The organism is Pseudomonas yamanorum (assembly GCF_013386765.1).
Taxonomy (GTDB): Bacteria; Pseudomonadota; Gammaproteobacteria; order Pseudomonadales; family Pseudomonadaceae; genus Aquipseudomonas; species Aquipseudomonas yamanorum_A.
This window is the reverse complement of record NZ_JACARE010000027.1, coordinates 1-238: the sequence shown is the minus strand read 5'-3', so window position 1 is coordinate 238 and position 238 is coordinate 1.

Sequence of the window (238 nt, the reverse complement as noted above, 5' to 3'; positions counted from 1 at the left end):
CGGGGCCCGCAGATCAAAAGCACGCAGCCTCGCTAGCGCTCGACAGCTGCTACGGGGTGGCTCTGCTTTTTCTGTGGGAGCTGGCTTGCCTGCGATGCAGACAACTCGGTACATCAGACACACCGAGGTGATGCCATCGCCGGCAAGCCAGCTCCTACAGTGGACCGTGCTCGCTTTAGATTTTGATGTTGCCTTTGCTTCACCACACTCAAGCCGGCCTGTAGGCCGCTGTGCTCTG